The sequence below is a fragment of the Corticimicrobacter sp. genome, from assembly GCF_040137905.1.
Lineage (GTDB): Bacteria > Pseudomonadota > Gammaproteobacteria > Burkholderiales > Burkholderiaceae_B > Corticimicrobacter.
Map to the genome: position 1 here is coordinate 138,359 of NZ_JBEFDG010000088.1, position 26,669 is coordinate 165,027.

A 26,669-nucleotide genomic window follows, 5' to 3' on the forward strand; every position below is an offset into this window, starting at 1 on the left:
CCGGGAACGGTCATCCGACGATCGGAGCGGAAACCGATTCCCACGGCGAGGGCGTTCAGGCGGTCAGGAAGCGTGTGACTTCGGCCCAGTCGTTAGTCGACAGGGCGACGTCCTCGAAGTCGCCAGCTTCCTCGTCGTAGCGCGAAACGCAGAAGCGCTGGCTTCTGCCGGATTCGCGGTCGGCATAGTTGGCGTAGTCGACATACACTTTCAAGCCGCGCTCCTCGTTCTCGAATGAAGGCGCGGCATCGATGTAGCTCGACGCATCGAAAAACCCTTCGGGCAGGGTAGGCAAGGTTGTTATGTCGAAGTCGGGAAATTCGCGACGCAGTCGTTCAAGGTTCATAAGGGAAGCATGTGGAGGCTGGAGGCCTGACATTTTAACGTTGCTCAGTGTCAGTCGCCACGAGGTCCCCCGAAACAGTGTCTGGGTTGAATCTGCAACCCCTGGCAGTCCGTGCCACTCACGGGAGCAGATTTCAGGAGGAGACGAAAGGTATTGGCCACTTGCCCAAGCCTTCCCTTCCATATTCGCGCAAATGCGGGTCTGCATGCTGGGCTAGATGTTCCAGTGCTTCCCGAGATTCTGGCGTAGCGATTCGGGCAAGGGCGTACGCGCACTTGCGCTGAAACGCATGAAGGCTCTGCCATCGAACCATGTACTGGAAAGTTGTCTCAGCGGCCTTGGCGATCGCTGGCGTGGCGTCAGGGTCTCCGATAAGACCCAGGTCGAAAACGATGTCTTCATGACGCTCGTGGCCGTCAAGGGCCAAGAGTTGAATCATCAGTGACACCCGTGAGCTGTCATCTTCCGCGAGGGCGTCCAACGATGCGCAGAGCGCGGTGGCATCTAGAGAGCTGTTCATTGCGCGCACTCAATGTCTGTGTGCTGGCCGATATCAGTCATATTATGAATCGACAAGACTAACCAATAAATAGCTGGCTTGTTCTCTCCTGCAGATACACCCCGTCAAAAAAGCCGCAACTCACTAAAATCACGGCTTCCCCAATCAACCCACCAAAAACCCTCTCAACTAAAACTATCAAACACCACAGGCTGCCCCCACTTGCGCACCAGCAGCACATCATAAGGTTGCACCTGCCCCTGATACACAGGCCCATCCATTCCCGGCGAGCCAACCGGCATGCCCGGTACCACCAACCCAACCGCATCCGGCTTCTCTGCCAGCAGCCGTTGAATCGACGAGGCAGGCACATGCCCCTCCAGTGCATAGCCACCCACCAGCCCCGTATGGCAGGAGCCGAGTTCCTGAGCGATGCCCATGCGGCGGCGGATCGGGGCGGTGTCGTCTACCTCATGCACGCGCACGGTAAAACCGTTCTGCTCGACATGCTTGACCCAGTCGCCACAGCAGCCGCAGGTGCGGGTCTTCCACAGGTCGATCACGTTGGCCGGGCCGGCTTCGGCGCGTACGGCCAGCGGCACCAGCGTAGCCAGGGGCGCGAGCGCCAGGGCGGTCAGCAGCGTGCGGCGGCGGGCGTGCGGGGCTGGGGGGGTAGAGGTCGGGTACATGCTTGATTCTCCAGTCAGGATTGGGTGCTGCCTGCGCGCAGGGCCAGCCGGTTGCGGATCCGGTAGCCCAGGTAGAGGACCACCAGCCAGACCGGCAGCACCCAGACGGCGTTGCGCATGGAAGGCAACTGCGTCATCAGTACCAGGATCATCAGCAGAAAGCCCAGGCACAGGATGTTTGCATAAGGATAGAGTGGTGCCTTGAACGAGAGTTCCGTGCCGTTGTGCTGGTGCGCACGACGAAAGCGCAGGTGTACCAGTACGATCAGCGCCCAGGTGAGGGTGGCGGCGGCGGTGGCGACGGCCATCACCTGCATGAAGGCACCTTCCGGGATCAGGTAGTTCACGACCACCACCACCAGTGTGCAGGCCGAGGAAAAGAGCACGCCGACGTAGGGGATGTGGTTGCGGCTCAGTTTCAGGAAGATGCGTGGGGCGTTGCCCTGTTCGGCCAGGCCGTAGAGCATGCGGCCATTGCTGTAGACACCGCTGTTGTAGACCGAGATGGCGGCGGTCAGCACGACGAGGTTGAGGATATCCGGTGCGGCCGGCATGCCCAGGCGCGAAAAGATCATCACGAACGGGCTGCCTTCCATGCCGACCTGGTTCCAGGGGTACAGCATCATGAGCACGGTCAGGGCACCCACGTAGAAAATCAGGATGCGCCACATGACCTGTCGCACGGCGCGGGGAATGCTGCGCTTGGGGTCTTCGGCCTCGGCGGCGGTGATGCCGATGAGCTCGGTGCCGCCAAAGGAGAACATCACCACCACCAGCGACAGCAGCAGGCCATGCACGCCCATGGGCAGGAAGCCGCCATGCGCCCACAGGTTGTCGATGCCGGAGGTGGCGGGGGCCAGGTCGAAGCCGAGCAGTACGATGCCCAGTGCGATCATGCCGATCACGGCCAGTACCTTGACCAACGCGAACCAGAACTCGAACTCACCGAAAAAGCGCACGTTCACGAGGTTGACGCCGGTGATGGTGACCAGCACGATCAGGGCGGCCAGCCAGGCCGGGAAATCCGGTAGCCAGTAGGCTACGTAGATGCCGATGACCGAGAGTTCGGCCATGCTGACCAGCACATAGAGCAGCCAGTAGTTCCAGCCCGCCAGAAAGCCCGGAAACTGTCCCCAGTAGCGGTAGGCAAAATAGCTGAGCGCGCCGGCTACGGGTTCGTGGGTGACCATCTCGCCCAGCATGCGCATGATCAGGTACATGATCACGCCACCGATGACGTACGACAGGATGATGCCGGGGCCGACCAGCCCGATCGAGGCGGCCGAGCCGTAGAAGAGTCCAGTGCCGATGGCGCCGCCGAGGGCGATCATCTGGATGTGGCGGTTCTGCAGGGTACGAGACAGCTCGGTGGGTGGGGAAGACATGGGCGGCGGTTTCCGTAGGGCAGTGTGGTGCCACCGTATCGGCACCCTGTTTGTAACAGCGCATTGTAAGCGTTGTGGCGGCAGATGCCCGGCCTGTGAAGCGGACGTCAAGAAGCTATAAAACGGAAACTTAAAATCATTCTCGATTGTTATTGAGAGGATGATGCATCATGACGGTTGCATGCCACGCTTTCCACCCGGAAGCGGCGTCCGTAGCGGACGCTGACTTGTCCAATGATCTATTCTTTGCGGCAGCGGGCCGCTGGCTGCTGGCCCAGGGCGGCCAGGCGGTGCCGACGCAGGGGGGCACCCTGGGTGAACGGGTGCGGCAGGCACTGGCGGCCACGGGTGATCCTGATGCGGTGGTAGTCGGGGCAGTGCCGTTCGATGTGCGTCAGCCTGCGCAACTGTGGATACCGGCGCACTGCCAGCGCGGCGTGCTGGACGAGCCGACGCGTTTGCCCTTTGCTACCGGCCATGGCGGTGAAGTTGCGACGATGCGGGCCGGCACTGTCCGGCTGATGCCGGAACCGGCCATGTTCGAGGCGCTGGTGCAGCAGGCACTGGGGCGTCTGGAACAGGAAAATCTGCGCAAACTGGTGTTGGCACGCACGCTGTCGTTCGATCTGGATGCGCCGCTGGATCAGGCACGGCTGCTGGAGAAACTGCTGGCCCAGCATCCGCAGGGACATGTTTTTTCCGTGCCGCTTGATGCGGCCTCAGGCTGTGGTGTGTTGCTGGGGGCCAGTCCGGAGTTGCTGGTACGCCGCCAGGGACGGCGCATTACGCTCAATCCGCTGGCTGGATCGGCGGCGCGCCAGCACGATCCGGCGCAGGATCGCTGCGTGGCCGAAGCACTGCTGCGCAGCGACAAGGACCGGCGCGAGCATGCCATCGTGATCGAGGATATCGTCCGCATTCTCCAGCCTTATTGCCGAACGCTGACGGTGCCGGATGGCCCCGAGCTGCTGGCGACCGATACGCTCTGGCATCTGTCCAGCGTGCTGGAGGGAGAACTATACGATCTTGACATGACCTCGCTCGATCTGGCGCTGGCGCTGCATCCCACGCCGGCCGTGTGTGGCTGGCCGACGGCGCAGGCATTTGCGGCGATTGAGGATCTGGAGCCGTTCAGCCGTGATTTCTATGCCGGTTTCGTGGGCTGGTGCGCGGCGTCGGGCGATGGCGAATGGGCCGTGACCCTGCGCTGCGGCGTGTGCCATCCCGGTCAGGTGCGGCTCTATGCCGGTGCCGGGGTAGTGCCGGGCTCCGTCCCCGCCATGGAGCGGGCCGAAACCGGCGTCAAGTTTCAGACCATGCTCAACGGCCTGGGAGTGACGCTGCCATGACCATTCCACGTCTTCCTTCCTACGAGATGCCGGTCGGCCCAGTGGAGAACCGCGTCAACTGGCGGCCCGAGCCGGCCCGTGCCGCGCTGCTGATCCACGATATGCAGGCGTATTTTCTCAACAAGTTTGATCCGGCGCAGGCACCGGTGCCGGCCCTGGTGGCGAATATCCGGCAGATGCGCGCCGCCTGCGATGCCGCTGGCGTGCCGGTTTTCTATACCGCCCAGCCGGTCGAGCAGCCGCCGCAGGATCGGGCCTTGCTCAATGATTTCTGGGGGCCCGGGCTGACCCAGTCGCAGCACCATGCCGAACAGCCGGTGATTGCGGAACTGGCACCGCGTGCCGGCGATACCATACTGACCAAGTGGCGCTACAGTGCTTTTCAGCGCTCCGATCTGCGCGAGCAATTGCGCGCACAGGGGCGGGATCAACTGTTGATCTGCGGGATCTATGCGCATATCGGCTGCATGGCGACGGCGCTGGAAGCCTTCATGCAGGATGTGCAGCCGTTTTTCCTGTTCGATGCGGTGGCGGATTTTTCGCTGGAAGAGCACCTGATGGCGACACGCTATGTGTCGCGCCGTTGTGGCGTGAGCCTGACAGTGCAGGAGGTGGAACAGGCATTGCGGCGATGAGGTGTGCCATCCTGATGGGATTGTAGATTAAAATCATTCTCGATCATTGTTTCGGGATGGATGCGATCATGCACGCATCGTGCACACATGTCTGAGTTCGAGCAAACCTCGCGGCAGGCGCTCGGGCTGCTTTACCGCGAACACCATGGCTGGCTGCGCAACTGGATACTGCGCCGCGTTGACAGCAGCGCCGAGGCGGCCGACCTGGCCCAGGATACCTTCGTCAAGGTGCTGGCTTCGCCCGACAATCTGGGCCGGTTGGCAGAGCTGCGCCAGCCGCGCAGTTTCCTGGCCACCCTCGCGCAGCGTACCGTCGTCGATTACCTGCGCCGTCGTACGTTGGAGCGGGCCTGGCTGGAAACGCTGGCGCAGCAGCCTGAGGCGGTTGCCATTTCGCCGGAAACACGGCTGTTGCTGCTCGAAACCCTGATCGAGATCGATGCCATGCTGGATGGCCTGGGGCCGCGTGTCCGGCAGGCCTTTCTGTGGTCGCAACTCGAAGGGCTGGGCTATGCCGAGATCGCCACGCGATTGGGTGTGACCGTCAGTTCGGTCAAAAAATACATGGCCAAAGCGACCGAGCATTGCCTGCGCCTCATGCTGGTGTCCTGAAGATGCAGGGCGCTCGCGAACGGATTTTGAAGGAGGCTGCGCAGTGGTACGCCCGCCTGTGTGATGAGCAGGTGACGGAGGCAGACCGCCTGGCGCATGCCACCTGGCTGTCGGCCGATCCGGCCCATGCCGGCATGTGGCGGCGCGTCGAGCAGATGCGTGCGGCATTCCGGGCACCGGAAGAACAGCATGCCCACCTGCATGTCGAGGCGCTGAGGCGGGCCGAGGGGCTGCGGGCCGGTCGTCGCGGCTTGCTGCGCAAAGGTGCTGCGCTGGGCATGGTGCTGGGCGTGGCCGGCCTGGCGGGTTGGCAGCAGGCACTCTGGCGAGGCTGGGCGGCTGATTACCGTACCGGCGTGGGTGAGCGGCGTGAATTTACCCTGCCCGGCGGGACGGTAGTGCTGCTCGACAGCGACACGGCACTTGATCTGCGGCAGACGCCCGCAGGGCGCGACATCGTTTTGCATCAGGGGCGCATCATGGTCACGACTGGACACGAAGGTCCGGGCCGCGACAGGGTGCTTGGCCGCCACGCCACCATCGTGCCCCTGGGAACCCGCTTTGTGGTGAGTACCGACGCCGAGGCGGATTATGTCGGGGTGCTGTCGCATCGGGTTGAGGTGCTGCCGCATCGCGAGGGTGGGCAGGGGCAAATCCTTGAGGCCGGTGAACATGCCTGGGTGCGGCGCGATGGTGTCGTCGATACGAGCGCTGGTCGCCAGCGCGCTGCGCTTGATGACGGCTGGACGCGCGGCATGCTGGTGGTCGATGACTGGCGGCTGGGGGACTTCATCGACGAGCTGTCGCGCTATCGCAGCGGTGTGCTGCGCTGTGCGCCGGAGGCAGCCGGCCTGCGCATCTCCGGTGCATTCTCGCTGGATGATACCGACCGTACGCTGGCGGCCTTGCAGTGGGCCTTGCCGGTGGAGGTGCAGCGCATGACCCGTTACTGGGTCAGCGTGTCGCTGCGGGGACAATGATTTTTCGGCTGGCTGCGGTCGGGCGTTGTCCCTTTTCGTTTTTCGTACGACTTATGAGTGATCAATCCCGTTTTTCACTCACTCGGATCTCGTATGACACAGAACTATGCAACCCGTATGGGGCGTTTCAGGACTGCCCGGCTTTCCCAGGCCATAGGCATGGCGCTGGCCGGCATGATGGCCGTTTCGCTGGTGGGGGTGATGCCTCGCGTGGCCCTGGCCCAATCCCAGGAGGGCGGCGTAGCCGTGCGGGAATACCGGGTGGCGGCCGGACAACTGGGCAGTGCGCTGGGGCAGTTTGCCGCGCAGGCGGGCATCGTGCTGTCTTTCGATCCGGCTCTGACGCGGGGGCTGCATACGCAAGGGCTGAGCGGCAGCTATGACGTGCGCGGCGGGCTGGCCGCCTTGCTGGCAGGCAGCGGCCTCGAGGCAGTGGCACGGGAGGGCGGCAGCTATGGCCTGCGTGCGATCCCGGCCGGAGCGGTGTCCAAGTTGGATGCCGTGACGGTGGCGGGTCGCCGTGCGTCAGACCTGCCGCCGGGTTATGCCGGCGGGCAGGTGGCATCGGGTGCGCGTCTGGGCATGCTGGGCAATGCCGATCTCATGGACGCCCCCTTTACCATCAACGCCTATACGGCCGAGCATATCCAGAACATGCAGTCGTCCACGGTGGCACAGGTGCTGCAGAGTGATCCGAGCGTGCGTTTCACGACCTCGGCCGGGCATGTGTACGAGAACTTCACGATCCGGGGCCAGGATATCAACGCCAGCGACGTGGCCTTCGACGGGTTGTATGGACTGGCACCGGACGGGCACATTCCGACCGAGTTCCTGGAGCGTGTCGAAGTGCTGCGCGGCCCGTCGGCACTGCTGTCCGGCATGGCACCCGGCGGCAACGTGGCCGGCATGGTCAATATCGTGCCCAAGCGCGCCGGCGATGTGCCCGTGACCGATCTGACCGTGGACTATGTGTCCGACTCGAACATCGGCACGCATGTCGATATCGGTCGCCGCTTTGGCGACCAGGATCGTTTCGGGGTGCGCTTCAATGGTGCCTGGCGCGAGGGCGATACCGGCGTTGACGGGCAGTCCAAGCAGCGCGATCTGGCGGCCCTGTCGCTGGACTGGCGTGGCGATGGGGTGCGGCTGTCGCTGGATGCGTTCTACGACGAGGAAGAGACACGCGGGGGCAGTCCGATGATGGTGGGGCTGTCCAATATCCAGACGGTGGTGACGCCGCCCGACAACAAGACCAATATCCTGCGCGGCATTCATGCCCGCCAGCGTTCGGATGCGGTCATGGTGCGTGGTGAGTATGACCTGGGTGAGCGCTGGACGGCCTATGCGGCCTTCGGCAGCGCGCATTCCGATTATAGCGGCTATCTCAACGGTACCCGGGGCCGCCTGATCAATACGGCGGGGGATTATCGCGGGGAAACCTATCAGCAGCGAGGCGGGCGCACGGTCGGTTCGGGCGAGACGGGCCTGCGTGGCAGCTTCGAGACGGGTGCCGTGCGCCACGAGGTGGCCATGAGTGCCACGCTGCTGTCGATCAATTCGCGCAACCGCTCCACGACGGGGGCGGGCTATGACTCCAATATCTACGATCCGGTCGATCCCGTGCTGGCACCTCGTCCGGCAGATCCGCGCAAGACCGGCGATACCCGGCTGACCAGCCTGGCCCTGGCGGACACGCTGGCCTTTGCCGATGATGCCATCAGGCTGACCCTGGGAGCCAGGTTGCAGCGCGTGGAATCGCGCAGCTGGAACCAGAACAGCGGGGCTCTGACGGGCGATTACGACAAGCGCGCGCTGACACCCGCCATCGGGTTGGTCGTCAAGCCCTGGGGCCCGGATCTGGCGCTTTATGCCAATTTCATCGAGGGCCTCAGCCAGGGCGGGACGGTAACTGATACGGGGGCCAGCAATCATGGCCAGGTTTTCAAGCCGTTCCGTTCGCGCCAGATCGAGACGGGGGTGAAATGGGATATCGGCAGTTGGACGCAGACCCTGTCGCTGTATCAACTGGAACGCCCTTCGATGATCAAGGTGGATGAGGGCAGCAGCTATCACTATACGGATGATGGCGAACAGCGCAGCCGGGGCATCGAGTGGAATGTGTTTGGCGAGCTGACGCCTGCGTGGCGTGTGCTGGGTGGCGCGTCGTACAACCGTGTGCAACTGACGCGCACGGCCGACGGCGTGCTGGATGGCAATACCCGCTATGGCATGCCCAAGTGGAATGCCAATCTCGGTCTGGAGTGGGATATTCCCGGTATCCAGGGGCTGACGCTCAGCGGCCGCGTCGTGTACACGGGCCGGCAGTTCGTGGACAATGCCAACACCTACTCGTTGCCGAGCTGGACCCGCGTTGATGCCGGCCTGCGTTATGCCACCCGCATCGGTGGGCGTGATGTCACGCTGCGCGCAGCCGTCGAAAACGTGGCCGACCGCAGCTATTGGGAAGGTTCGTTCAACGAGGGGTTTGCGACGCTCAATGCGCCGCGTACGTTCAAACTGTCCGCAACCATAGGATTCTGATGACCCGGCATTTTTCTTTTCTGATGGCTGGCCTGTTGCCTGCGTTGCTCTCGCCTGCAGCGGCGTGGGCAGAAGCCGGCAGCCAGCCCGAACTGGATAGCCCTTTCCTGCAGCAAAGCCTGCCGCCGTTGTCGTCCGGGCAGGACAGCGACGCTTTCTGGCAGGCGGTGCGTGCGCAGGGCGGTGCGCCGCTGGTCGAGCCGGTAGACGGGGCTCAGGGCGAGCGCTGGGTGACCTTTCTCTGGCGTGGACAGGAAGGTGGCGTGCGCGTGGTCAGCAGTCCTTCGGGGGATCATGATCCCATGCTGCAGTGGGGCGACAGCGATATCTGGTATCGCAGCTATCGCCTGCCGGATCGTAGCCGGATGGCCTATCAGCTTGCGCCTGCCGTGGCGGGCCTGGACCCGGACAAGCCGGAGCAGCGCCAGGCCGCGATCCGGCAGACTGCCCAGACCGATCCGCTCAACCCGGTGCACTATGCCGGTCATACCGTCGTGGCGGCGCGACAGGCACCGCAACCGCGCTCGGCATTGATCCTGGCTGGCGCGCCGCCGCAGCCCTGGGTCGAACCGCGTGCGCAGGGGCCGGGTGGAGAAACGGACCGCCATGCGTTTGCCAGCGAGGTGCTGGGCAACACGCGCGAGATCACGCTATATCGCACCGCCGACTGGCGTCAGGGGCAGCCTGGACAGGCATTGCTGCTGGTGTTCGATGCGCATGCCTATGCCGGGATGGTGCCGACGATCCTGGACAACCTGCGGGCCGATGGCCTGATCCCGCCCATGGCGGCGGTGTTCATCGAGAATCCGGATATCCGCGCGCGGGGTCGTGAACTGCCGCCCAATCCCGAGTTCCAGGTGTTTCTGGCCCAGGAACTGATGCCCTGGCTGCGCGATACCCAGGGCGTCTGGACGGCAGCGGATGCGACCGTGATCTCCGGTTCCAGCTATGGCGGACTGGCATCGTTGTATGCCGGGTTGCAGCACCCTGAATGGTTCGGCAACGTGCTCAGCATGTCCGGTTCGTTCTGGTGGGCACCGCAGACACCCGCAGGCGAGGCGCAGCCCGAACCCGGCTGGATGATGCGGCTGGTCGAGGAGATGCCGGCGCAGCCTGTCCGCATCTATCACGATGCCGGGCTGTTCGAGCAAAGCAGCCGGCGACCGGCCGATATCCTGGGCACCAACCGGATCATGCAGCAGGCGCTGGTGGCCAAGGGCTATCGATCCCACTACAGCGAGTTTGCCGGCGGGCATGATTACCTGCAGTGGCAGGGGTCAATCGCCTGCGGATTGCTCAATCTGCTGGCCGATGCGGGCACGCCGCAGGCCGGTGAACAGGTGGCCGAGGCGTGGCAGCGCGCTTGCGCGGCGAGGTAGGCGAGGGGGGCAAGGTGGTTGCTGCTGCTGCTGCTGCTGCTGCGCCTGTGACAGGGGCGCATTCCTGTCGGCTCAGCGCGCTGCAACACCCTCTGGGGCTCTGGCGATCACCTTGATCTCGAAATCAAATCCATAAAGCCAGGTCACGCCGACGCCAGTCAGTGTCGGGTACGGTGCCTGTCCCCAGTATTCCGGCACGATCTTCCAGACGGTCTCGAATTTCGACGCAGGATCGACCATGAAGATGGTGACGTCGATAACGTCATCGAACGAGCTGCCTGCTGCCGCCAGGATGGCGTTCAGATTGTCGAATGCGCGACGCACCTGGGCTTCCAGATCCGGCTCGGGAGAGCCGTCTTCGCGGCTGCCGACCTGTCCCGACACAAACAGGAAACCATTGGAGCGGATCGCAGGCGAATAGCGGTTGCGTTCATAGAGCGCCTGACGACCAGAGGGAAAGACAACATCGCGTGCTTGCATGGCAATTCCTGTATTGAAGCGCCGACACCGGGCGGGCGTCGGCCATGAGAGGACTGTAAGCGCGCACCCGAGTGCCGATAAACAGGCAATCCTGCGCATCATTGTTTGTAGAATACGAATAATCCAAGGCGAGGAGCGCACATGGATCGTTTCGATGCGATGCAGGCATTTGCCCGGGTAGTGGAGACCGGCAGTTTCACCAAGGCCGCCCAAACGCTGCACATGAGCCGGACCAGCGTGACGCAGCTTGTACAGCAACTGGAGGCGCGTTTGCGGGTCAGGCTGCTCAATCGGACCACGCGCAAGGTCAACGTGACTGCCGATGGGGCCGCCTACTACGAGCGGGTGATTCGGGTACTGGCCGATATCGACGATGCCGAGACCAGCCTGTCGGGCGCATCGGCCTCGCCGCGAGGGCGGTTGCGGATTGATGTGCCCAGCCCGTTCGCACGCCTGATTCTGATACCGGCACTGCCGGCATTTCATGCCCGCTTTCCCGAGATCCAGCTTGATATGGGCGTCAGCGACCGCATGGTGGACCTGATCGGTGAAAACGTGGACTGTGTCGTGCGAGGGGGCGAACTGACTGATCAGTCGCTGATGGCGCGGCACGTGGGTGATCTGCAACTGGGGGTCTATGCTGCGCCGGATTATCTGGCGCGTACCGGTCAGCCCTTGCACCCGCAGGAACTGGAAAATACGCAGCATCGCATCGTGGGCTTTCGCTGGGCACGAACCGGCAAGCTCTTTCCGTACCTGATGCACCGTGAAGGTGAACACCTTCAGGTACAAGGCCGTTATAGCGTGGCGGTCGATGACGGCAATGCCTATCTTGCTGCCGGGCTGGCGGGCCTGGGGGTGCTGTGGCTGCCGGACTACATGGCCAGGGCACATCTGGCCAGCGGCGAGCTGTTGCCGCTGTTCGGGGATTGGCATCTTGATCCGATGCCGATGTATGTCGCGTTTCCGCCCAACCGGCATGTCAGTGCCAAACTGCGCGTGTTCATCGAGTGGGTTGTCGAGATCATGGCACTGCAGATGCCTGTTTCTCCAAGACAGGGTTGACCCCTCGATGGATGGCGTAGAATGTACGCTTTCCGTTTCAGCCCTACTTGCCACGCGATCATCATGCCTGACTATCGTTCCAAGACTTCGACCCACGGCCGCAACATGGCCGGTGCGCGTGCCCTGTGGCGTGCCACTGGCATGAAAGATGGCGATTTCAACAAGCCCATCATTGCCATCGCCAATTCCTTTACCCAGTTCGTGCCTGGCCATGTCCACCTCAAGGACCTGGGGCAACTGGTAGCACGCGAGATCGAAAAGGCAGGGGGCGTCGCCAAGGAATTCAATACCATTGCGGTCGATGACGGCATCGCCATGGGCCATGACGGCATGCTGTACTCGCTGCCCAGCCGTGAAATCATCGCCGATTCGGTCGAATACATGGTCAATGCGCACTGTGCCGACGCGCTGGTCTGTATCTCCAATTGCGACAAGATCACCCCGGGCATGCTGATGGCCGCGCTGCGCCTCAATATCCCGGTGGTGTTCGTTTCGGGCGGGCCGATGGAAGCCGGCAAGAGCCGGCTGTCCGAGCACCGCCTGGATCTGGTCGATGCCATGGTGATCGCTGCCGAAAGCTCGGCCTCCGACGAGACTGTGGCCGAGTATGAGCGCAGTGCCTGTCCGACCTGCGGCAGTTGCTCGGGCATGTTCACCGCCAACTCCATGAACTGCCTGGTCGAAGCTCTGGGCCTGGCGCTGCCGGGCAACGGTTCCACGCTGGCAACGCACGCCGATCGTGAACAACTGTTCCTGCGTGCGGGTCGCCTGGCGGTGGAACTGTGCCGCCGCTACTACGAGCAGGGCGATGAATCCGTCCTGCCGCGCAACGTTGCCGGGCGCAAGGCGTTCGAGAATGCAATGACGCTGGATATCGCCATGGGCGGATCCACCAATACCATTTTGCACCTGTTGGCTGCCGCACAGGAAGCCGAGCTGGATTTCGACCTGCATGCCATCGATGCGCTCTCGCGCAAGGTGCCGCAGCTTTGCAAGGTGGCTCCCAACACGCCCAAGTACCACATGGAAGACGTGCACCGTGCCGGCGGCATTTTCTCCATCCTGGGTGAACTGGCGCGTGGTGGCCTGCTGCACACCGATGTGCCGACGGTGCACAGTGCCACGCTGGCCGACGGCATTGCCGCCTGGGATATCACCCAGACGCAGGACGAGGCTGTGCATACCTTCTTCAAGGCGGGCCCGGCCGGGATTCCGTCACAGGTCGCTTTCAGCCAGTCCACGCGCTGGCCCACGCTGGATCTGGACCGCGCGGGTGGCTGTATCCGCGACGTGGCACATGCCTTCTCCTCCGAAGGCGGTCTGGCCGTGCTGTACGGCAATATCGCCCTCGATGGCTGCGTGGTCAAGACGGCCGGCGTGGACGAGTCCATCCTGGTGTTCGAAGGCAATGCCCGCATCTTCGAAAGTCAGGACGCGGCGGTCAAGGGTATCCTGGCCGACGAGATCAAGGCCGGCGATATCGTGGTGATCCGCTACGAAGGCCCCAAGGGTGGCCCCGGCATGCAGGAAATGCTGTATCCCACCAGCTACCTCAAGTCCAAGGGACTGGGCAAGCAATGCGCATTGCTGACCGATGGCCGTTTTTCGGGCGGTACCTCGGGCCTGTCCATAGGTCATGTGTCGCCGGAGGCAGCGGCAGGCGGTGCCATCGGGCTGGTGCAGGAAGGCGACCGTATTCTGATCGACATCCCGCAGCGCCGTATCGAACTGCTGCTGGATGATGCCGAACTGGCGCAGCGCCGGGCCGCGCAGGATGCCAGGGGCTGGAAGCCCGCCGAGCCGCGCCCACGCAAGGTGAGCACGGCCCTGAAGGCCTATGCGCTGCTGGCGACCAGTGCCGACAAGGGTGGCGTGCGTGACAAGGCGATGCTGGGCGATTGAGCAGGATAGGGCCAGGCATTGCCGAATCGATGAGTATCAATATACGCGGCACCCTGGAGATGACATCAGCGATGGTGATCTCCGGGACCATAGGCTGGTTGGTGGTGCTGTCCGGACGCCCGGTGACCGAAGTGGTTTTCTGGCGATGTCTGTTCGGCGCTGCGACGTTGATACCGGTATGCGCAGCAATGGGATTGCTGCGGCGTGGGCAGATGACGCGCCGTCAGTTATTGCTGGCGATACTGGGTGGTGTTGCCATTGTCGCGAATTGGCTGTTGCTGTTTGCGGCCTATTCGCGTGCTTCGATTTCGATCGCAACGGCTGTATACAACACGCAGCCTTTCATGCTGGTCGGGCTGGGGGCGTTATTCCTGCGTGAAAGATTGACCTGGTCCAAGCTTGGCTGGCTGGTGCTGTCTTTTGTTGGCGTGGTGCTGATTGTCCAGGCGCGTTCTGATGCGGGTGTAGGTGGCAGTGACTATCTGACTGGCATTTTGATGGCATTGGGCGCAGCGTTCTTTTATGCCATTGCGGCACTCATTACCAAAGGGTTGAAAGGCGTACCGCCGCATCTGATCGCGCTGGTTCAGGTGCTGGTAGGGGCGGTGCTGATGTTGCCCGCTGCCTTGCAAAACACGGACAGCATAGCGCCCGGGAGTTGGGCATTATTGGTGACACTGGGCATTGTGCATACGGGGTTTATGTATATCCTGCTGTATGGCGCAATCCAGAAGTTGCCGACACACCTGACCGGCGCACTGTCTTTCATATATCCTGCTGTTGCTTTTTTGGTAGACGCCCTGGCCTTCGGGCATCACCTGCATCTGGTTCAGATTGTAGGCGTGGCGGCAATTTTGGTCGCTGCTGCCGGTATGGTGCTGGGATTTTCATGGTCGTCATTGGGATGGATAAAAGGATTCGGCAGGAAAAGATCTGCCTGATCGCTTTGATTCATGTCATTCCTGACGATCGGCCTGCTGGCGCAGCAGGTCGATGAAGTGCTTCTGCTCCTGCGTGGGGGCCTCATGGGCCCGGGTCAGGATGCCGAACGGTGCCATGGGAATATCCAGCCGGATCGGCAAGGCCTTGACCAGCCCCATGCGCAAGTAGTCTTTCAGGGCAGACTCCGACAGCAGCATGATGGCGTCGGTCAGCTGGATCAGTTGCTGCATCGAATAGACCGAGCTGCATTCGGTGATGTCTGACGGGACGGGCAGGCTGAGATGATCCAGATGCTGGTCCAGCGCGATCCGGGCCGGGCTGGCGGTGGGCTGCAGGATCCAGGGCCAGTCGCTGACCAGTTCCTGCCACTGGATCCTGCGTCTGCGTGCCAGCGGATGCCCGCTGCGCACCACCAGTACCAGTCGCTCGTTGCCCAGTTCCTCGAAAACGTATGGGTCTTCGCCTGAAAAATAGTTGCGGCGGGCAATGGCCAGGTCGATGCGGCGTTGCTCGAGCAGTTTCAGCAACTGGTCACTGGTGTCACCCATGATGCGCAGGCGCAATTGCGGGTTGTCGGCCTTGATCCTGGCGACCGTCGTCATCACCAGATCGGGAGCGGCTCCCATGATGGTGCCTATCGAGAGGTAGCCGTAGCCGCCTTTCTGGCGCATGGCAAGGTCTTCTGCGCAACGGTCCAATCCATTGAGCGATGCTTCTGCAAACTTGACCAGTTGACGCCCCAGGGCAGTCGGGCGCATGCCGCGTGGCAGGCGCTCGAACAGGTGGCAGCCGAACATGTCTTCGATTTCCCTCAGCATGCGGGTTGCCGCAGGCTGTGACATGCTGAGCGTCAGCGAGGCACGATGCAGGTTCTGGCTCGAGCCAAGCACCGCCAGCAGGTGCAGGTGCTTGTAGCGCAAGCGGTTGAGCAGGCTGCGCTGCGAGGCCAGCTCGGGTGTGTCCTGAGGTATTTTATTGATAACCATAAGGTATCGGATATGGCTAAATTCTGATTTGCCAAGTATCGCTCATACCCATAAAGTCTGTCATGCATACCAAGTAAAAAAATACCAAGGAGACATCACATGAACACACTTACCCAGTTCGGTCACGGCTGATGCGGCCTCGCCGGTCCTGCTCATGCGGCAGGGCTGGCGGGGTGTATCGCCGCATTCATTTTCCTCATCTGTCTGTCATTATGCGCGACTGACTCCGGTCGGCGCGTGTGGGGCTTCTTTTGCCTAAGGAATTGTCGTGACTATTGCAAACAAACTTCCCGCACCCTTGTTGGCCAAGATTTCCTGGCGCTTGCTGCCGTTCCTGCTGCTCATGTACATCATGGCCTTCCTGGATCGCGCCAACGTCGGTTTTGCGAAGGTGGCCTACCAGGCCGATACCGGTATCAGTGATGCCGCCTTTGCCCTGGGAGCCGGTATTTTCTTCCTCGGTTACGCCCTGCTGGAGGTACCCAGCAACCTCATCATGCACCGGGTGGGGGCCCGCATGTGGATGTGCCGCATCATGGTCAGCTGGGGCCTGATCTCCGCTGCGATGATGTTCGCGCATAACGAAACGATCTTCTATGTTCTGCGTTTTGCATTGGGTGTGGCCGAAGCCGGCTTTTTCCCCGGCGTCATCTTGTATCTGACGTACTGGTTCCCGGCTGCGCATCGGGCGCAGGCCATGGGGTTCTTCTATTTCGGTGCGCCGCTGGCGTTTATCTTCGGCAGTCCGCTGTCGGGGCTGCTGCTGGATCTCAACGGTGCGGGAGGCTTGCACGGCTGGCAATGGATGTTCATGGTCGAGGGGCTGATGGCCACGGTGGTCGGCATCTGGGCCTATTTCTACCTGACCAATCATCCCAGGGATGCAGCCTGGCTGACGCAGGCCGAGCGTGATCTGGTCAGCAACATGATCGCTGCAGAAAACAGCAGCAAGGGGCAGCATGGTCACAATCTGCTGGCGGCCATGACCCAGCCGCGTGTGCTGTACCTGGCGCTGGTCTACCTGCTGATCCAGGCCAGTGTGTATGGCGTGGTCTTTTATCTGCCGTCCCAGGTGGCAGGGTTGCTGGGCACCAAGGTGGGCCTGACGGTGGGGATCGTATCCGCCATTCCGTGGGTATGCGCACTGCTGGCTGCCTGGCTGATTCCGGGCTGGGCCGACCGCACCCAGCGTCATGCCAGGATCGCCAGCCTGACCCTGGTGATGTCGGCTCTCGGCATGGCAGCCTCGGTGAGTGTCAGCAGCCCGGCCCTGGCCATTATTGCGCTGTGCTTTGCTGCAGCGGGTTTCATCGCGGTGCAGCCGGTGTTCTGGACATTCCCGTCGAACATGCTGGCCGGCACGGCGGCAGCGGGCGGTATTGCACTGATCAATTCGTTTGGCGCCGTGGGGGGCTTTGTGGCACCTATCGTCAAGAACTGGACCGAAACGGTCTTTCAGTCCCAGGCTGCCGGTCTGTACCTGCTGGCAGGGACGACGGTGCTCGCTGCCTTTCTGGTGCTGCGGGTGCGTGCGCACCGCACTGTCGCCTGATGGGTGATGGCCCGACCGCAGCAGGCTTACGTTGAAAAATATATTTGTACGGAGAATAGACCATGAAGAATGTGCCCACCATCAAACATGTCCGCGCCTTTACGCTCAAGGGCGGGGGGGCCGACTATCACGACCAGTCCGACGGGCACTGGATCGACGATCACATCGCCACACCGATGAGCAAGTACCCGGCCTACCGGCAGAGCCGCCGCAGCTTCGGCATCAATGTGCTGGGCACGCTGGTCGTGGAGATCGAGGCATCCGATGGTAGCGTGGGGTTTGCCGTGACCACGGGGGGCGAGCCGGCGGCCTATATCGTTGAAAAGCATCTGGCCCGTTTCCTGGAAGGGGCCAGGGTGACGGATATCGAGCGGATCTGGGAGCAGATGTATCTGTCCACGCTCTACTATGGACGCAAAGGGCTGGTCATCAATACCATTTCCGGTGTGGATCTGGCGTTGTGGGATCTGCTGGGCAAGGTACGCCAGGAGCCGGTACACCAGTTGCTGGGCGGTGCCGTGCGTGATGAACTGCAGTTCTATGCGACTGGCGCACGCCCCGACCTGGCCCAGAAAATGGGGTTCATCGGCGGCAAGCTGCCGCTGCATCATGGTCCCAGCGAAGGCGAGGAAGGCCTGCGCAAGAACCTGGAAGAGCTACGCGTGATGCGTGAGCGGGTCGGGCCGGATTTCTGGCTGATGTTCGACTGCTGGATGAGCCTGGATCTGAACTACGCCACGCGCCTGGCTCAGGGGGCGCAGGAATATGGCCTGAAATGGATCGAAGAGGCACTGTCGCCCGATGACTACTGGGGCTATGCGGCGTTGCGCCAGAACGTCCCCAAGGGCATGCTGGTGACCACGGGCGAGCACGAGGCAACCCGCTGGGGCTTTCGGATGCTGCTGGAAATGGGCTGCTGCGACATTATCCAACCCGACGTGGGCTGGTGTGGTGGCGTGACCGAGCTGTTGAAGATTTCGGCGTTGGCCGATGCGCATGGTGCCCTGGTGATTCCGCACGGCTCCAGCGTCTACAGCTACCATTTCGTGGCGACGCGACACAACAGTCCGTTTGCCGAATTCCTGATGATGGCCCCGAAGGCGGATGAGGTGCTGCCGATGTTCCATCCCCAGTTGCTGGGCGAACCGGTGCCGGTGAATGGCCGCATGCGGATTTCCGAACTGGACAAGCCCGGCTTTGGCGTGGATCTCAATCCCGAGTGCCAACTGCATCGACCCTATACCCACTGACCCGACAGGAGCACCTGCAATGCAACTTCCTCGCAATATTTTCAAGCAGGCCCTGGCGGGTCCGGACACGCTCTATGGCATCTGGGCCGGACTGACGACGCCCTATGCCGCCGAGATCGTGGCAACCACAGGCTATGACTGGATGCTGCTCGACGGTGAGCATGCGCCCAATACCGTGCCGACCTTGCTGGGGCAACTGCAGGCGGTGGCACCTTACTCGACCCAGCCCATTGTGCGGGCGGTCAATGGTGATGCCACGCTCATCAAGCAACTGCTGGATATCGGCACCCAGACGCTGATGGTGCCCATGGTAGAGACAGCCGCCCAGGCCACGGCGCTGGTACAGGCCACGCGCTATCCTCCCTTCGGTATCCGGGGCGTGGGTGGCGGCCTGGCCCGTGCGACGCGCTGGGATGCCGTGCCGGACTATATCCGGACAGCCCATGAACAACTGTGCCTGATCGTGCAGATCGAATCCCGACTGGGTGTCGAGAATGCCGCCGCCATTGCCGCAGTGGAGGGGGTGGATGCGGTATTCATCGGGCCGGCCGACCTGTCTACCGGGATGGGGCATGCCGGCGATGCCAGCCACCCCGAGGTGCAGGCCACCATCCGCCAGACCATTGATGCCGTGCTGACGCAGGGCAAGGCCTGCGGCATTCTGGCACCCAATGTGGATGATGCCGGGCGCTATGCCGAATGGGGCTGCAAGTTTGTGGCGGTGGGCATTGACATTAGTCTATTGCGCCTGGCTGCCATGACCAATCTGGCCAGCCACAAGGGACAGTCTGTGGAGGCAGCGCCGGTATCGCGTGTATATTAAAAAACATCAGGTTGATAACCAAAGTAGACAAGGAGACAAGACAATGACTTCCCCAACGGTTCTGCGCAATTACATCAATGGTCAGTTTGTCGACAGCAGTGATTTCCATGAGGTGACGAACCCTGCAACGGGCGCGCTGCTGGCCCGCTCGCCACTCTCCACGCCTGCCGATGTGGATCAGGCCATTGCCGCCGCGCGCGCTGCCCAGAAAGGCTGGGCACGCAAGCCTGCCATCGAGCGGGTACAGTATCTGCATCGCATCGCCGGCAAGCTGCGCGAGAACGCGTCGCACATTGCCCGCATCATCACCCAGGAGCAGGGCAAGATCCTGGGGCTGGCAGAGGTCGAGGTGAACTTCACGGCGGATTATCTCGATTACATGGCTGGTTGGGCACGTCGTATCGAAGGGGAAGTGCTGACCAGTGACCGCCCGAATGAAAGCATTTTTCTGCTGCGCAAGCCGCTGGGTGTGGTGGCTGGCATTCTGCCGTGGAATTTTCCGTTTTTCCTGATTGCCCGCAAGATGGCCCCGGCTTTGGTGACGGGCAATACCATTGTCATCAAGCCCAGCGAAGAAACGCCGATCAACTGCCATGCCTTCACCGAGCTGCTGGCACAGGTGGATCTGCCGGCCGGCGTCTTCAATGTGGTGTACGGGCAGGGCGCGACGGGAGGCGTGCTGTCCGCGCACAGCGGTATCGACATGATCAGCTTTACCGGCAGTGTCGCCACGGGGGCCCGCATCCAGGCCGCTTCGGCAGACAACATCACCAAGCTGAACCTGGAACTGGGCGGCAAGGCACCTGCCATCGTGCTGGCCGATGCCAACCTGGATCTGGCGGTCAAGGCCATTCGCGACTCGCGCATCATCAATACCGGGCAGGTCTGCAACTGCGCGGAACGTGTCTATGTGGAGCGCAAGATTGCCGATGCCTTCATCGAGCGCATCAGCAAGGCCATGACAGCCACGCGTTATGGCGATCCCCTGGCCCAGCCCGATGTGGATATGGGGCCGCTCATCAATCAGAAAGGCCTGGACAGTGTGGCGGCCAAGGTGCGTCAGGCAGTGGCCGATGGTGCGCAGGTCGTGACCGGCGGCGCAGTGGCCGATCTGGGGCAGGGATTCCATTATCAGCCGACGGTGCTGGCCAACTGCCGCGCCGACATGGATATCATGCGCAAGGAGATCTTCGGCCCGGTCCTGCCGATCCAGATCGTCGAAGACCTGGACGAGGCCATCGCACTGGCCAATGATTGCGAATACGGCCTGACCTCTTCGCTCTACACGCAGGATCTGTCAAAAGCCATGCAGGCCATGCGTGAAATCGATTTTGGCGAAACCTATATCAACCGGGAGAACTTCGAAGCCATGCAGGGTTACCATGCAGGCGTACGCAAGTCCGGCGTGGGCGGTGCCGATGGCAAGCATGGACTCTACGAATATACGCACACCCAGGTGGTGTATCTGCAGGGGTAAGCGAATGTATTGGGCTGGGGCCGCGAGGTTCCCAGCCACAAATCTGGCGCCGACCGTGCGATATCGTTCAGTTTTTTGCTATGGATTATGGCGATCAAATACAAAGAAGGCGATATTTTCGCCATTCAAACACGGGACGGGCGCTATGCCATCTGCCAAGTCGTGTGTGCGTTCAAGGGCGATTTCCGAAAGGCGGTTTCTTTCGGTGTGTTGTGTGTTTCTGATACGAAAGAAATACCTGCTGATAGCGATTTTCTTGACTTTGATGACTACCGCGGCAGTTTCAAAATCATCTTTGCATCTTCGACGAACATCAAGCGCGGAGATTGGGAAGTCCTGGGGCATATCCCGCTTTCTACAGAGAAGCAGGCCTTCAGGATTTATCAATGCGCAGGGCATTTGTATCGCGGCGATGAGTATGTTAAGCATCTCGACATCGCCGAATATCGAGACTACATCACGCTGTCAGTAGCCGGTAATGAGTTGGTTCAGAATTATCTGGATCAACTAGGCAGTGCTTAATTCCCCATATCTTAAATACATAAGGTGTTCTCCGCTGTCAATTTTCCACGGCTGTGCGCTGTTGCACTCGATGTTTTCATGGACTGAAAGATGCGCGGGGCAGTTGGTCATGACTTCTGTCAGCACGCGATGTGCAGATTCAATATGATCTTCAGAGGCGTCGTCAGTAAAAACAGCATGGAAGTTCAATTGCTGGCCGATCAGTGAGACATACAGGAAACGCAGGGTGTGGGGAACTTCACCCAGCATGGCAAGTTGCACGACTCGGGATAGATGGATGCTCATGCGTGCTTCACGCCTTCAGCCCCAGTCGTCGCGCCAGCTTGTGCAGATTGCTCGCATCCACGTCGAGTTGGCGCGCTGCCTGCGTCCAGTTGCCCTGGGCTGCCTGCAGCGCATGTTCGATGCAGCGTCGCTGGCAGTCATCCATCACATCCCGCAGGGGTCGTACGGCCGAGGTCAGGCCCGGTAATACGGGCAGCGCCATTGGTGCGGTTGGGTGTTCCGATGATGCTGCGGCGTGTTGTGCTGCTGGCTCTGTAGCCAGTCCATTCAGATCCAGATCCAGCAGTTCGGCACCCAGCGTCACGATATCGCTGCGTTGCGCGCCCTTGCTGATAATCTTGATGGCGGCACGACTGACCACATGCTCCAGTTCGCGGATATTGCCGGGCCAGCGATAGGCCAGCAGTGCCTGCTCGGCCTCGGGTGAAAGCCGCAGACTGCGCAGGCCTAGCCGGGTACGGTTGAGCTCCAGGAAGTGGCCTGCCAGCAGCAGCACATCATGATCGCGCTCGCGCAGCGGCGGGATCGGCACCGGGTAGACCGACAAACGATGATAGAGGTCGGCCCGGAAGTGACCGGCGCTGACCTCCGCCTGCAGTTGCCGGTTGGTGGCGGCGATGATGCGCACATCGACCCGGCGCGGGTGATCGGCACCCAGGCGCTGGATTTCGCCGTTCTGCAGAGCGCGCAATAGCTTGGCCTGTACCGACAGTGGCAACTCGCCGACTTCGTCCAGGAACAGGGTGCCGCCATCGGCGGCCTCGAAGCGGCCGGGCCGTTCAGCCGTCGCGCCCGAGAAGGCACCCTTGGCATGGCCGAACAGCTCGCTTTCGGCCAGAGATTCGGGCAGTGCCGCGCAGTTGACGTGAATCAGCGGGTGGTTGCGCCGTGGTGATACGCGATGCAGACGACGTGCAAACAATTCCTTGCCGACACCGGTTTCGCCCAGCAACAGGACAGGCAGGCTGGAGTCGGCCACGACATCCAGCTCCTGCAACAAGGCGGTCAGGGCACCGCTCTGGCCGATGATTTCTGCATCCGCACCACTGTCTGTGGCCTTGCCGGGAACCGGATCGGCCTGGCGGTTGAGCCGCAGGGCATGTATCTGCTGCTCGATGCGGGTGACGCGGATGGCGGCTTCGACCACGGCAGTACAGCGCCGTACCGCGTCGCGGGCAGGCTGGTCGAAGGTATTGATCTGCAGGGCATCGAGCGTCAGTACCCCCCAGAGCCGACTTTCCACATACAGGCTGATCCCCATGCAGTCATGAACCGGCATGGGCGCACCCGCATGGTTTTCCAGCAGGCCGTCGTAGGGGTCGGGCAGGGTGCTGTCATGGGAAAAGCTGGTCAGGTCACGCCGGGCCAGGATGGCGGCCAGGCGGGGGTGCTGGGCCACGATGAAACGCCGTCCCAATGCTTCGCGCACCAGGCCGCAGGCAGCGACCGGCCGCAGGGCGTCTTCTTCCAGTTGAAGCAGGACGACGGCACCGCAATGGAATTCGGCCTGCAGGGCGGAAACCAGTCTTTGCAGGCGAACAGCCTTGGGCAGTTCAACGGTCAGGTCAGTCAGGAGCAGGTCTTCGATCATGCAGCAGATACAGGCGTCAGGACAAACGGGAAGCTGGGCGGCGGCGTACGGCGGCGCATCGCACTGGGCCGACAGGATACAGGATGACGCACATGGTACGGTATTTTTTACCTATAAGGGTTTTTACTACCCTGAGTCTGGAGTGGTGAAAAATACCTGTTTGTTTTTATCTGTTTGATATTAAAGAGAAATATTTGTTGGCACGGATCTTGCTTTGAAGAAAATGATTTTTCAGGAGTATCTAAATGGATATGTTGAACACGTCGCTGGGTGCGCTGGCTCGCACCATACCGGGAGCGACCAGGATCTTTCATCAGTACGGACTGGATTTCTGTTGTGCCGGCAAGCGCACCCTGCAGGAAGCGGCCAGTGCGCTGAGCATCGATCCGCAGGACGTCGCTCGCCAGCTCCAGGCGCAGGCGTCCGAGCCGGGAGGGCATGACTGGACTCAGGCCGAGCCGGCCGAGCTCATCGATCACATCCTGGTTCGCTATCACGCCGTGCATCGCGAACAGTTGCCCGAACTGCGCCGTCTGGCACAGCGCGTGGAGGAGGTGCATCAGGACAGTCCTGATTGCCCGCATGGCCTGGCCGCATTGCTGGAAGACATCCAGCATGAACTGGACAGTCACATGCGCAAGGAAGAAATGATTCTGTTCCCCATCCTGCGCCGCAATGCCGCTGCGCCGGTCGGGGGGCCGATCATGGTCATGCGAATGGAGCATGACCAGCATGGCGCCGAACTTGAGCGGCTGGATGCACTGACGCACGGCATTACGTTGCCGGCGGGTGCCTGCAATACCTGGCGTGCGCTTTATTTGGGATTGCGTACTTTTAAGGAGGACCTGATGGAACATATCCATCTTGAGAACAACATACTTTTCGAGAACGCCGAACAGGCGTTGATGTCTGGCGAGGTGCAGCATGGGTGAGTACCGCAAATTATGGTTTACGCTGATCGGCGTATTGATCGTGACATTTTCCCTGCTGGGATACTACGGGGCCGAGGTCTATCGCGTCGCGCCGCCGATCCCGCAGCAGTACGTCGTGGAAGGCAGCGGTGATACGCTCTATACCCACGACACCGTGCTCGACGGCCAGACTGCCTGGCAATCGGCAGGCGGCATGCAGGTCGGCTCGATCTGGGGGCACGGTGCCTACCAGGCTCCTGACTGGACGGCAGACTGGCTGCACCGCGAACTGGTTGCCTGGATGGAACTGGCTTCGGTAGAGGAATACGGCAAGCCGGTCGCGCAACTGTCCGATAGCGAAAAGGCCGTGCTGGAAGCCAAGCTCAAGGCCGAATATCGTCGCAACACCTGGAACGAAGACAGCGGTACGGTGCTGCTGTCGGCACGTCGTGCCAAGGCCATCGAACAGACCGCCGAGTACTACAGCCGCCTGTTCGGCAACGATCCCGAGTTCCAGAGCACGCGCAGCAACTATGCCATGAAGGAAAACACCCTGCCCAGCGCCGAGCGTCGCGAGCAGATGGCTGCGTTCTTCTTCTGGACGGCATGGGCGGCTGCCACGCAGCGTCCCGGTTCGGAAGCGACCTATACCAACAACTGGCCGCACGAACCCCTGATCGGCAACAAGCCGACGCCTGAAAACGTCATGTGGTCCATCCTCAGCGTCGTGATCATGATGGCGGGTGTGGGCTTCCTGGTGTGGGGCTGGGCCTTCCTGCGCAAGGAAGACCATGCCGAGCCGGAAGCGCCCAAGCGTGATCCGCTCACGTTGGTGCCGCTGACCCCGTCGCAACGCGCACTGGGCAAGTACCTGTTCCTGGTGGTGGCACTGTTCACGTTCCAGGTGTTCCTGGGCGGTGCGACTGCGCACTATACGGTCGAAGGCCAGGGTTTCTATGGCATCGAGCTGTCGCGCTGGTTCCCGTACTCGCTGCTGCGTACCTGGCACATCCAGAGCGCGCTGTTCTGGATCGCCACGGGCTTCCTGGCTGCCGGCCTGTTCCTGGCCCCGCTGATCAATGGCGGCAAGGACCCGAAGTACCAGAAGCTGGGCGTGGATATCCTGTTCTGGGCGCTGGTCGTGGTGGTGGTGGGTTCCTATACGGGTAACTACCTGGCGATTGCCCACATCATGCCCCAGGAATGGAATTTCTTGCTGGGTCACCAGGGCTATGAGTATGTGGAACTTGGTCGCCTGTGGCAGATCGGCAAGTTCCTGGGTGTGGTGTTCTGGCTGGTCCTGATGGCGCGTGGTATTGCGCCCGCCTTCAAGCAAAAGGATGGCGACAAGAACCTGCTGGCCCTGCTGACCGCTTCGGTTGTGGCAATCGGCCTGTTCTACGGTGCCGGCCTGATGTACGGTGAGCGCACTCACCTGTCGGTGATGGAATACTGGCGCTGGTGGGTGGTGCACCTCTGGGTGGAAGGCTTCTTCGAAGTGTTCGCCACGACGGCGCTGGCCTTCATCTTCTCGACCCTGGGTCTGGTGTCGTACCGCATGGCAACGGCTGCCAGCCTGGCCTCGGCTTCGCTGTTCATGCTGGGTGGTGTGCCCGGTACGTTCCACCACCTGTACTTCTCGGGTACGACCACGCCTGTGATGGCCGTGGGTGCCAGCTTCAGTGCGCTCGAAGTGGTGCCGCTGGTGGTGCTGGGTCACGAGGCATGGGAAAACTGGCGCCTGAAGTTCCGCGCCCCGTGGATGGACAAGGTCAAGTGGCCCCTGATGTTCTTCGTGGCCGTGGCCTTCTGGAACATGCTCGGTGCCGGTGTCTTCGGCTTCATGATCAACCCGCCCATTTCGCTGTACTACATCCAGGGCCTGAACACCACGGCAGTGCACGCACACGCAGCATTGTTCGGCGTCTATGGTTTCCTGGCACTGGGCTTTACCTTGCTGGTACTGCGCTACATCCGTCCGCAGATGGTCTTCAATGACAGCCTGATGAAGCGCGCCTTCTGGTGGCTCAATATCGGTCTGGCACTGATGATGTTCACCAGCCTGCTGCCGATCGGCCTGATCCAGTTCCACGCCAGCGTGGGTGAAGGCATGTGGTTTGCCCGCAGCGAAGCCTTCCTGCAACAGGACATCCTGCAGACGCTGCGCTGGGTGCGGACTTTCGGTGACATGGTGTTCATCGTGGGTGCGCTGTCGGTCACCTGGCAGGTCATCAGCGGCCTGCTCAGCACCCGTGCTCCGGCACATGGCGTGGCTGCCGCATCGCTCGAAGGCAAGAGCGGCGCACATGCCAGCGGCGGTTGCTGCGGGAGTTGCTCGGAGTAAGCACACGAGCTTGCCCTGAGTGTGGATAGAGGGTCGGGTGCATGACATGCCCGGCCTGATCCCCCCGAAAGCCTGCCGTCCGGATTCGACGGCAGGCTTTTTTGATTTTTATGCATGGAGAAAC

At 61.7% G+C, this 26,669-nt stretch carries 25 protein-coding genes; 17 read left to right on the forward strand and 8 right to left on the reverse strand.

The features are described from left to right. Positions 1 to 55: 55 nt before the first annotated feature. The 4 genes from ABN482_RS14990 to ABN482_RS15005 form a co-directional block, all read right to left on the reverse strand. The gene (locus tag ABN482_RS14990) at positions 56 to 346 is read right to left on the reverse strand and encodes a hypothetical protein (RefSeq protein ID WP_349504734.1); all 291 of its coding nucleotides are present in this window, start codon (positions 344 to 346) and stop codon (positions 56 to 58) included. Between the two features lie 133 nt (positions 347 to 479). Further along, complete coding sequence (locus ABN482_RS14995; RefSeq protein ID WP_143857994.1) at positions 480 to 866, reverse strand: HEAT repeat domain-containing protein; 387 nt, start codon at positions 864 to 866, stop codon at positions 480 to 482. A gap of 164 nt (positions 867 to 1,030) precedes the next feature. Further along, positions 1,031 to 1,534: a DUF411 domain-containing protein gene (locus ABN482_RS15000; protein ID WP_349504735.1), complete on the reverse strand. Its 504-nt coding sequence runs from the start codon at positions 1,532 to 1,534 to the stop codon at positions 1,031 to 1,033. A 14-nt stretch (positions 1,535 to 1,548) separates the two neighbouring features. After that, positions 1,549 to 2,919, reverse strand: coding sequence for an amino acid permease (locus tag ABN482_RS15005; protein ID WP_349504736.1), 1,371 nt, complete (start codon positions 2,917 to 2,919; stop codon positions 1,549 to 1,551). A 227-nt stretch (positions 2,920 to 3,146) separates the two neighbouring features. On the opposite strand from ABN482_RS15005, the gene ABN482_RS15010 reads away from it, so the two are divergent. From ABN482_RS15010 to ABN482_RS15035, 6 genes are all read left to right on the forward strand, one after another. Further along, entirely contained in the window at positions 3,147 to 4,268 is a 1,122-nt protein-coding gene (locus tag ABN482_RS15010; RefSeq protein ID WP_349504737.1) for an isochorismate synthase, read from the forward strand. Then, complete coding sequence (locus ABN482_RS15015; protein WP_349504738.1) at positions 4,265 to 4,903, forward strand: isochorismatase family protein; 639 nt, start codon at positions 4,265 to 4,267, stop codon at positions 4,901 to 4,903. The genes ABN482_RS15010 and ABN482_RS15015 overlap by 4 nt, the downstream gene beginning before the upstream one ends. 87 nt (positions 4,904 to 4,990) lie before the next feature. Beyond that, positions 4,991 to 5,515 (forward strand): sigma-70 family RNA polymerase sigma factor, encoded by a 525-nt coding sequence (locus tag ABN482_RS15020; RefSeq protein WP_109060555.1) that lies wholly within the window; start codon positions 4,991 to 4,993, stop codon positions 5,513 to 5,515. Positions 5,516 to 5,517: 2 nt separating this feature from the next. Then, entirely contained in the window at positions 5,518 to 6,495 is a 978-nt protein-coding gene (locus ABN482_RS15025; protein ID WP_349504739.1) for a FecR domain-containing protein, read from the forward strand. 93 nt (positions 6,496 to 6,588) lie between these two features. Next, positions 6,589 to 9,036, forward strand: coding sequence for a TonB-dependent siderophore receptor (locus ABN482_RS15030; protein WP_349504740.1), 2,448 nt, complete (start codon positions 6,589 to 6,591; stop codon positions 9,034 to 9,036). Further along, entirely contained in the window at positions 9,036 to 10,415 is a 1,380-nt protein-coding gene (locus ABN482_RS15035; RefSeq protein WP_349504741.1) for an alpha/beta hydrolase-fold protein, read from the forward strand. The genes ABN482_RS15030 and ABN482_RS15035 overlap by 1 nt, the downstream gene beginning before the upstream one ends. Before the next feature lie 72 nt (positions 10,416 to 10,487). Here ABN482_RS15035 and ABN482_RS15040 read toward each other — a convergent pair whose 3' ends face one another. Next, complete coding sequence (locus tag ABN482_RS15040; RefSeq protein WP_109060559.1) at positions 10,488 to 10,895, reverse strand: RidA family protein; 408 nt, start codon at positions 10,893 to 10,895, stop codon at positions 10,488 to 10,490. A gap of 141 nt (positions 10,896 to 11,036) precedes the next feature. Here ABN482_RS15040 and ABN482_RS15045 point away from each other — a divergent pair, with 141 nt between their 5' ends. From ABN482_RS15045 to ABN482_RS15055, 3 genes are all read left to right on the forward strand, one after another. Beyond that, positions 11,037 to 11,960 (forward strand): LysR family transcriptional regulator, encoded by a 924-nt coding sequence (locus ABN482_RS15045; RefSeq protein ID WP_349504742.1) that lies wholly within the window; start codon positions 11,037 to 11,039, stop codon positions 11,958 to 11,960. Between the two features lie 63 nt (positions 11,961 to 12,023). Then, positions 12,024 to 13,862: a dihydroxy-acid dehydratase gene (gene ilvD, locus ABN482_RS15050; RefSeq protein WP_349504743.1), complete on the forward strand. Its 1,839-nt coding sequence runs from the start codon at positions 12,024 to 12,026 to the stop codon at positions 13,860 to 13,862. 29 nt (positions 13,863 to 13,891) lie between these two features. Further along, on the forward strand, positions 13,892 to 14,803 hold the full coding sequence (locus tag ABN482_RS15055) for a DMT family transporter (RefSeq protein ID WP_349504744.1): 912 nt from the start codon (positions 13,892 to 13,894) through the stop codon (positions 14,801 to 14,803). 15 nt (positions 14,804 to 14,818) lie between these two features. Here the strand turns inward: ABN482_RS15055 and ABN482_RS15060 are convergent, their stop codons facing one another. Further along, complete coding sequence (locus ABN482_RS15060; RefSeq protein ID WP_349504745.1) at positions 14,819 to 15,790, reverse strand: LysR substrate-binding domain-containing protein; 972 nt, start codon at positions 15,788 to 15,790, stop codon at positions 14,819 to 14,821. Positions 15,791 to 16,058: 268 nt separating this feature from the next. On the opposite strand from ABN482_RS15060, the gene ABN482_RS15065 reads away from it, so the two are divergent. From ABN482_RS15065 to ABN482_RS15085, 5 genes are all read left to right on the forward strand, one after another. Continuing rightward, positions 16,059 to 17,342 carry an MFS transporter gene (locus ABN482_RS15065; protein ID WP_349504746.1) on the forward strand — a complete coding sequence of 428 codons (1,284 nt, stop codon included), beginning with the start codon at positions 16,059 to 16,061 and terminating at the stop codon, positions 17,340 to 17,342. Positions 17,343 to 17,404: 62 nt separating this feature from the next. Then, positions 17,405 to 18,592, forward strand: a complete 1,188-nt coding sequence (gene rhmD, locus ABN482_RS15070; RefSeq protein WP_349504747.1) for an L-rhamnonate dehydratase — start codon at positions 17,405 to 17,407, stop codon at positions 18,590 to 18,592. Positions 18,593 to 18,611: 19 nt separating this feature from the next. Beyond that, on the forward strand, positions 18,612 to 19,415 hold the full coding sequence (locus ABN482_RS15075) for an aldolase/citrate lyase family protein (RefSeq protein ID WP_349504748.1): 804 nt from the start codon (positions 18,612 to 18,614) through the stop codon (positions 19,413 to 19,415). Positions 19,416 to 19,458: 43 nt separating this feature from the next. After that, positions 19,459 to 20,892, forward strand: coding sequence for an aldehyde dehydrogenase (gene aldA, locus ABN482_RS15080; RefSeq protein ID WP_349504749.1), 1,434 nt, complete (start codon positions 19,459 to 19,461; stop codon positions 20,890 to 20,892). An 87-nt stretch (positions 20,893 to 20,979) separates the two neighbouring features. Next, the gene (locus ABN482_RS15085) at positions 20,980 to 21,414 is read left to right on the forward strand and encodes an immunity 26/phosphotriesterase HocA family protein (protein WP_349504750.1); all 435 of its coding nucleotides are present in this window, start codon (positions 20,980 to 20,982) and stop codon (positions 21,412 to 21,414) included. Here ABN482_RS15085 and ABN482_RS15090 read toward each other — a convergent pair. Next, complete coding sequence (locus tag ABN482_RS15090) at positions 21,400 to 21,699, reverse strand: MafI2 family immunity protein (RefSeq protein ID WP_349504751.1); 300 nt, start codon at positions 21,697 to 21,699, stop codon at positions 21,400 to 21,402. The genes ABN482_RS15085 and ABN482_RS15090 overlap by 15 nt on opposite strands. A 7-nt stretch (positions 21,700 to 21,706) precedes the next feature. Next, positions 21,707 to 23,290 carry a nitric oxide reductase transcriptional regulator NorR gene (norR, locus tag ABN482_RS15095; RefSeq protein ID WP_349504752.1) on the reverse strand — a complete coding sequence of 528 codons (1,584 nt, stop codon included), beginning with the start codon at positions 23,288 to 23,290 and terminating at the stop codon, positions 21,707 to 21,709. On the opposite strand from norR, the gene ABN482_RS15100 reads away from it, so the two are divergent. From ABN482_RS15100 to ABN482_RS15110, 3 genes are all read left to right on the forward strand, one after another. Further along, positions 23,289 to 23,468: a hypothetical protein gene (locus ABN482_RS15100; RefSeq protein ID WP_349504753.1), complete on the forward strand. Its 180-nt coding sequence runs from the start codon at positions 23,289 to 23,291 to the stop codon at positions 23,466 to 23,468. The genes norR and ABN482_RS15100 overlap by 2 nt on opposite strands. Before the next feature lie 67 nt (positions 23,469 to 23,535). After that, a complete protein-coding gene (gene ytfE / locus ABN482_RS15105) occupies positions 23,536 to 24,222 on the forward strand; it encodes an iron-sulfur cluster repair protein YtfE (protein ID WP_349504754.1) in 687 nt (228 codons plus the stop codon). After that, positions 24,215 to 26,545 carry a nitric-oxide reductase large subunit gene (locus ABN482_RS15110; protein WP_349504755.1) on the forward strand — a complete coding sequence of 777 codons (2,331 nt, stop codon included), beginning with the start codon at positions 24,215 to 24,217 and terminating at the stop codon, positions 26,543 to 26,545. The genes ytfE and ABN482_RS15110 overlap by 8 nt, the downstream gene beginning before the upstream one ends. Positions 26,546 to 26,669: the final 124 nt, after the last annotated feature.

Coding starts and splice junctions, on each gene's coding strand:
- ABN482_RS15060 (WP_349504745.1), bottom strand. CDS start 15,790: ATGGTTATCAATAAAATACCTCAGGACACACCCGAGCTGGCCTCGCAG.
- ilvD (WP_349504743.1), top strand. CDS start 12,024: ATGCCTGACTATCGTTCCAAGACTTCGACCCACGGCCGCAACATGGCC.
- ABN482_RS15000 (WP_349504735.1), bottom strand. CDS start 1,534: ATGTACCCGACCTCTACCCCCCCAGCCCCGCACGCCCGCCGCCGCACG.
- ABN482_RS15040 (WP_109060559.1), bottom strand. CDS start 10,895: ATGCAAGCACGCGATGTTGTCTTTCCCTCTGGTCGTCAGGCGCTCTAT.
- ABN482_RS15085 (WP_349504750.1), top strand. CDS start 20,980: ATGGCGATCAAATACAAAGAAGGCGATATTTTCGCCATTCAAACACGG.
- ABN482_RS14990 (WP_349504734.1), bottom strand. CDS start 346: ATGAACCTTGAACGACTGCGTCGCGAATTTCCCGACTTCGACATAACA.
- ABN482_RS15075 (WP_349504748.1), top strand. CDS start 18,612: ATGCAACTTCCTCGCAATATTTTCAAGCAGGCCCTGGCGGGTCCGGAC.
- ABN482_RS15045 (WP_349504742.1), top strand. CDS start 11,037: ATGGATCGTTTCGATGCGATGCAGGCATTTGCCCGGGTAGTGGAGACC.
- ABN482_RS15020 (WP_109060555.1), top strand. CDS start 4,991: ATGTCTGAGTTCGAGCAAACCTCGCGGCAGGCGCTCGGGCTGCTTTAC.
- ytfE (WP_349504754.1), top strand. CDS start 23,536: ATGGATATGTTGAACACGTCGCTGGGTGCGCTGGCTCGCACCATACCG.
- ABN482_RS15100 (WP_349504753.1), top strand. CDS start 23,289: ATGCAGCAGATACAGGCGTCAGGACAAACGGGAAGCTGGGCGGCGGCG.
- ABN482_RS15055 (WP_349504744.1), top strand. CDS start 13,892: ATGAGTATCAATATACGCGGCACCCTGGAGATGACATCAGCGATGGTG.
- ABN482_RS15005 (WP_349504736.1), bottom strand. CDS start 2,919: ATGTCTTCCCCACCCACCGAGCTGTCTCGTACCCTGCAGAACCGCCAC.
- ABN482_RS15015 (WP_349504738.1), top strand. CDS start 4,265: ATGACCATTCCACGTCTTCCTTCCTACGAGATGCCGGTCGGCCCAGTG.
- ABN482_RS15035 (WP_349504741.1), top strand. CDS start 9,036: ATGACCCGGCATTTTTCTTTTCTGATGGCTGGCCTGTTGCCTGCGTTG.
- aldA (WP_349504749.1), top strand. CDS start 19,459: ATGACTTCCCCAACGGTTCTGCGCAATTACATCAATGGTCAGTTTGTC.
- ABN482_RS15030 (WP_349504740.1), top strand. CDS start 6,589: ATGACACAGAACTATGCAACCCGTATGGGGCGTTTCAGGACTGCCCGG.
- ABN482_RS15090 (WP_349504751.1), bottom strand. CDS start 21,699: ATGAGCATCCATCTATCCCGAGTCGTGCAACTTGCCATGCTGGGTGAA.
- ABN482_RS15110 (WP_349504755.1), top strand. CDS start 24,215: ATGGGTGAGTACCGCAAATTATGGTTTACGCTGATCGGCGTATTGATC.
- ABN482_RS14995 (WP_143857994.1), bottom strand. CDS start 866: ATGAACAGCTCTCTAGATGCCACCGCGCTCTGCGCATCGTTGGACGCC.
- rhmD (WP_349504747.1), top strand. CDS start 17,405: ATGAAGAATGTGCCCACCATCAAACATGTCCGCGCCTTTACGCTCAAG.
- norR (WP_349504752.1), bottom strand. CDS start 23,290: ATGATCGAAGACCTGCTCCTGACTGACCTGACCGTTGAACTGCCCAAG.
- ABN482_RS15025 (WP_349504739.1), top strand. CDS start 5,518: ATGCAGGGCGCTCGCGAACGGATTTTGAAGGAGGCTGCGCAGTGGTAC.